Below are 5,011 nucleotides of genomic sequence, written 5' to 3'. Positions count from 1 at the left end.
GGGGAACCCTTTGAGAAAAGGGTTCCCCCTGGACCCCCTCCCAAACTTTTTGTGTGCCTGCGGCAGGGGCGTGCGGGAGCGAGATGGCGGATGGTGGCGCGTGTGGGGGAGGGAGTGGCTTGGTTGTGCGGTGTCCCGAAGGGTTCGCGCCGGGCGGCCCTCCGAGGCCCATGGACGTCCGGCGCGACCCCTTCGGGACGGTTGCCAACGCCGCTGGCAGGCGTGGGCGGAACGCGGGAAATGGGTTTTGCGGCGTTTTCGAACGGCGGCGAAGAGGCTGTTTTTTAGGGAATCTCTTTTCTTAAAAGAAAAAACCCGCGATTTCGGGCAGAAAAAACGGCGCACTTCTTTCGGTGAAGAAGCACGTCGTTCCATCCGTTTTTTCTGCCCGAAATCGCCAACCGGCACGGTGGAAGGCGTCCACGTCGCGGCCTTTCGCCGCCGTACGCCCCTGAGCGAAGCGAACATGGGGGTGCAGGGGGCTTTGCTCCCTGCCGGGTCCAGGGCAGCGCCCTGGTCTCTCCGAAGGAGACCGCCGGAGGCATTCCCCGCCCCCACCCCGCGTTGCCACCCGCCGGAAACGGCAGGAGGCCGCTCCTTGCGGGGCGGCCTCCTGGTTTGGAAAAAGGCAGAGATCGTCGGTAAGATATGACTATATTACGCGAGGATATAGATCAAGTAACTTATCGTGCTTTTACCGAAAAAAGTGCTCTTTCCTCGATATCGCGAGGTTAGATGACGTTGTGGACGGAGTCCACGGCCCAGTAGATGACGTCGAAGGTATCGGCGAGGTCCTGCTTGAGGCGTTTGAACTCGGGCTTTTCCATGTCGCGGATACGGATGTAGACGTTCTTGAACCCTTCGGATTCGGGCACGTTGTGGGTCATGATGGACATGATGCGCGCGCCGTGGTCCTTGAGGAAGGCGAGCACCGGGCGCAGGCTGCCGGGCGCGGTGGACAGGCGCAGGCAGAACTGCGCGCCGCCCTCGTAGACGCCGGAGATTTCGACCAGGACCTTGAAGATGTCGGTATCGGTGATGATGCCCACGACCTTGTTGTCCTCGTCGACCACGGGCAGGCCGCCGAAATTGCCTTCGAGCATGAGCACGGCGGCCTTTTCCACGGTCTCGGTGTCGCGGATGGTGACCACCTTTTTGGTCATGATGTCCGAGACCTTGATCTCGGACAGGAGATAGTACAGCTCGTGCACGTCCAGGGTGGTCGCCTTGGACGGGGAGGCGTCCTTGACGTCGCGGTCCGAAACGATACCCACGATGCGGCCGTCCTCGTCCACCACTGGGAGACGGCTGATGCCCTTGTCTTTCATGAGCTTGGAGGCCTTCATCATGGAGCGCTCAGGGGTGATGGTGACGACGTCGGTGCTCATCCAGTTGACTACCAGCATAGGGATATTCCTCCTTGGTTAACCGGTCTCGCCCGGCCGGATACAATCGATATTCCGAGCTATTCGTAACGTTTCCCGCGCCATTTGGCTACCCCTGCGACGGCTTTTTCGCGCACCGGGCGGGTCCGGTCGGCTACCCCGGAGTCTCGAACCCCGTCAAGATGATTTTTTATACCATTCGCCTGTTTTTCCCTGCCGATCTTTCCCGAAACCCGGTTTCGTCGAAAACCGGGGCTATGGTGTCCGGGACCGGGGTGGCGTGCGCAACCCTCAAGGACATGGGAGAACGGCATGATACCTATTATCGCGGCCGTGGCCGGACTGCTGACCACGATGGTGGACGGAGTGGCGGATCACTTCAAGGGCAAACAGGAGCTGAAGAAGGCGGTCATGGAGAACCGCATGCGCCTGGCCCGCTCGGACCAGGAATTCAATCACGACTGGGAGATGAAGCAGCTGGAGAACTCGGGCTGGAAGGACGACGTGCTCTTTTTCGCCTGGATAGGCTTCTTCATCTGGTCCGGGGTGGACCCCGAGGGCGCGGGCGAGGTCATCCGCTCCTGGGAGGCGCTGCCCGACTGGTTTTTGCAGATCACCTTCTGGATCGTGGCCGCCGTGCTCGGGGTCAAGAAGATCGGCGACTATCTGCCCGCCGCGGTGCGCGGGCTCAAGGACGCCTTGGGAGGCGGCAAATGACGGCCATGGAGAGACAGGATCTGCAGGACCTTCTGGTCCGCATCGACGAAAGGGTCAAGGCCATCCAGGTGGCCATCCGCGAGATCAACGGAGCCCGGCAATGCGCGGGCAACCGGGAGAAGATCAGGCTGCTGGAGCGGCTGGTCTGGGGCAGCGTGGCGGGCGTGGCCGCCCTGGGCGGGCGGATGCTCTTCGAGGTGCTGCGATGAGCCTAGGGATAGGTCTTGTCCCGGTACTGCCGGACCTGGTCGCGGTATTGGGCGGCCATGGCGTCGTCGCCCTGGGCGCGCGCCAGGGCCAGGGCCTTTTCCGCGGCCTCGATGGCGTCGTCCATCGCTCCGTCACCGGCCAGGGCCTCGGCGAGCAGCCCGTACAGGGCGCTCTGTCCGGGGTCGAGCTGGGTGGCCCGCAGGTAGTCCCGCGCGGCCGACTTGAACCGGCCGAGCTTGAGCAGGGTCTGGCCCCGTGCGGTGATCAGCCGGACGTTGTCCGCGTCCAGGGCGTACGCCTGGGTCAGGTCGCTCAGGGCGGCGTCGTACTCGCCCCGGGCCAGGTAGGCCATGCCCCGGTTGTAGTTGGCGTCCAGGTTGGCCGGGTTGATGGCCAGGGCGCTGCCGAAGTCGTCGATGGCCTCGTCTTCGCGGTTCAGCTGCATGTAGCACAGCCCCCGCCGGACGAACGCCTCGGCGATGGACGGGTCGTGCTTGATGACCTCGGTGAAGTCCCGCGCCGCCTCCCGGAACCGTCTCAGCTTCAGGAGAATGGAGCCGCGCGTGTAGTGCGCCTCCACGTGGTCCGGCTTCAGCCCGATGGCCCGGTTCACGTCGGACAGGGCCGCGTCCGTCCGTCCCTTGGAGAACAGGATGGTCGAACGGTAGTAGAGCGCGGTGGCCAGGTCCGGGTCCAGCCCGAGGGCCTGGTTCAGGTAGTCGAGCGCCGTGTCCTCGTCGAGAAACCCGCCGTCGTGGCGAAGCTGTATGGCCTCGGCCAGGATTTCGGCGGCCTGGGCCTGGCGCTGCTGCGTGGCCAGCTCCGCCGCAGTGGGCGGGACCACGGGCGGGGCCTCCTTTCCGGCGCAGCCCGGCACGGCCAGGAGCAGGCAGAGAAAAACAATCAGGGCGTACGTTCGCATTGCCGTGGAATACCCTCGGCCCGTACCGCCCGTCAACATAAGCGAGGAAACAATGACCAGTGACCTGTACGTGCCCAGGGAGCACCAGGCCAGGATCGAGGCCGAACTCGGCCGCTTCTCGGTCCTGGTCTGCCACCGCCGGTTCGGCAAGACCGTATTGTCCGTCAACCGGCTCATCCGCGCGGCCCGGGCCACCCGCCGCGACGACTGGCGCGGGGCCTACATCGCGCCCCTCTACCGCCAGGCCAAGACCGTGGTCTGGGACGAACTCAAGCGCTACTGCGGCCAGGGACTGGACGGCTGCACGGTCCGGTTCAACGAAACCGAACTGCGCGCCGACTTCGAGAACGGGGCGCGCATCCGCCTGTTCGGGGCCAACAACCCGGACTCCCTGCGCGGCATGTACCTGGACGGCGTGGTCTTCGACGAGGTGGCCCAGATGCCCCTGCGCGTCTGGACCGAGGTCATCCGGCCCGCTCTGTCCGACCGCCGGGGCTGGGCCATGTTCATCGGCACCCCGCGCGGCAAGAACGCCCTCTACGAGATCTGGGAAAAGGCCAGACTCGACCCGGACTGGCTGGCCGCCCTGTACCGCGCCTCCGAAACCGGCATCATCCCCGTGGAGGAGCTGGACGCCAGCGCCCGCGAGATGTCGCCCGAGGAGTACGAGCAGGAGTTCGAGTGCTCCTTCACCGCCGCCATCCGGGGGGCCTACTTCGGCCAGCTCCTGGCCGACGCCGACCGCGAGGGCCGCGTCACCGCCGTGCCCGTGGACCCCTGCATGCCCGTGCATACCGCCTGGGACTTGGGCATGTCCGACTCGACCTCCATCTGGTTCGTCCAGGCCCGGCCCGGCGGCACCTTCGCGGTGGTGGACTACTACGAGGCCAGCGGCGAAGGCCTCGATCACTACGCCAAGGTCCTGGACGCCAAAGGCTACAAGTACGGCACCCACATCGCGCCCCACGACATCCGCGTGCGCGAACTGGGCACCGGCAAGTCGCGCCTGGAAGTGGCCCGGTCGCTGGGCATCCGCTTCGACATCGCCGCCAACATCCCCATCCAGGACGGCATCAACGCCGTGCGCACCATCCTGCCGCGCTGCTGGTTCGACGAGACCCGCTGCGGCCCCGGACTCGAAGCCCTGCGCCATTACCGGCGCTCCTTCAACGACCGGACCGCCGACTTCTCGGCCCACCCCCTGCACGACTGGACCAGCCACGCCGCCGACGGCTTCCGCTACTTTGCCGTGGGCTTCCGCCAACCCGAACCCGGTCCGCGTCCGTCCCGGACCGCCAACAACTACAACCCCTTCGGAGATACCCATGCCCGTGACTGAGACCGCCACCCGGCCCGACCTCCTGGCCAACTTCCCCGAAGACGGCCCCTACCGCTGGCTTGAACTGGCAGACGCCCACGGCCCCTACGCCGTCTGCGCCATCGCCGAACGCCCGGATTACCTCGAACTGCACCTCACCATGACCCGCTGGGGACCCGAAACCCGGCGCACCCTGGCCCGCGACCTCGAATGGCTCAAGGACGAGGCCCGCCGCCTCGGCCTGCCCAGGATCATGGGCGTGCGCGCCGACGACAAGGGGCGGTTCAATGAGAACCTGTTCCGCTTCGCCCGGCTGTACGGCTTCGGCGAGATGTGCGTCTTCCAGACGGCGAGTCTGGCCGTGGATTAGGGAGACTGGAGATGTCTCCGACGGCCGGGGCGCTGCCCCAGACCCCGCCAGGGGGAACCCTTTGAAAAGGGTTCCCCCTGGACCCCCTC

6 protein-coding genes are annotated in these 5,011 nt (G+C 65.7%); 4 read left to right on the top strand and 2 right to left on the bottom strand.

What is annotated here, in order from left to right; all coding sequences use genetic code 11:
* Window positions 1–731 precede the first annotated feature (731 nt).
* Window positions 732–1,406 carry a CBS and ACT domain-containing protein gene (locus AB6M95_RS19365; RefSeq protein ID WP_371388384.1) on the bottom strand — a complete coding sequence of 225 codons (675 nt, stop codon included), beginning with the start codon at window positions 1,404–1,406 and terminating at the stop codon, window positions 732–734.
* A 291-nt stretch (window positions 1,407–1,697) separates the two neighbouring features.
* Between AB6M95_RS19365 and AB6M95_RS19360 the strand changes: the two genes are divergently transcribed.
* Window positions 1,698–2,102, top strand: coding sequence for a hypothetical protein (locus AB6M95_RS19360; protein WP_371388383.1), 405 nt, complete (start codon window positions 1,698–1,700; stop codon window positions 2,100–2,102).
* Window positions 2,099–2,311 carry a hypothetical protein gene (locus AB6M95_RS19355; RefSeq protein ID WP_371388382.1) on the top strand — a complete coding sequence of 71 codons (213 nt, stop codon included), beginning with the start codon at window positions 2,099–2,101 and terminating at the stop codon, window positions 2,309–2,311. Before AB6M95_RS19360 ends, AB6M95_RS19355 begins: the two co-directional genes overlap by 4 nt.
* Before the next feature lie 2 nt (window positions 2,312–2,313).
* Here AB6M95_RS19355 and AB6M95_RS19350 read toward each other — a convergent pair whose 3' ends face one another.
* Complete coding sequence (locus tag AB6M95_RS19350) at window positions 2,314–3,234, bottom strand: tetratricopeptide repeat protein (RefSeq protein WP_371388381.1); 921 nt, start codon at window positions 3,232–3,234, stop codon at window positions 2,314–2,316.
* A gap of 52 nt (window positions 3,235–3,286) precedes the next feature.
* Between AB6M95_RS19350 and AB6M95_RS19345 the strand changes: the two genes are divergently transcribed.
* Both AB6M95_RS19345 and AB6M95_RS19340 read left to right on the top strand, forming a co-directional pair.
* Window positions 3,287–4,573, top strand: a complete 1,287-nt coding sequence (locus AB6M95_RS19345) for a terminase large subunit domain-containing protein (RefSeq protein WP_371388380.1) — start codon at window positions 3,287–3,289, stop codon at window positions 4,571–4,573.
* The gene (locus AB6M95_RS19340) at window positions 4,560–4,922 is read left to right on the top strand and encodes a hypothetical protein (protein ID WP_371388379.1); all 363 of its coding nucleotides are present in this window, start codon (window positions 4,560–4,562) and stop codon (window positions 4,920–4,922) included. Before AB6M95_RS19345 ends, AB6M95_RS19340 begins: the two co-directional genes overlap by 14 nt.
* Window positions 4,923–5,011 lie beyond the last annotated feature (89 nt).

Origin of the sequence: Pseudodesulfovibrio karagichevae (genome assembly GCF_041414475.1) — a bacterium.
Lineage (GTDB): Bacteria > Desulfobacterota > Desulfovibrionia > Desulfovibrionales > Desulfovibrionaceae > Pseudodesulfovibrio > Pseudodesulfovibrio karagichevae.
This window is presented reverse-complemented; position numbering and strand designations above follow the sequence as displayed.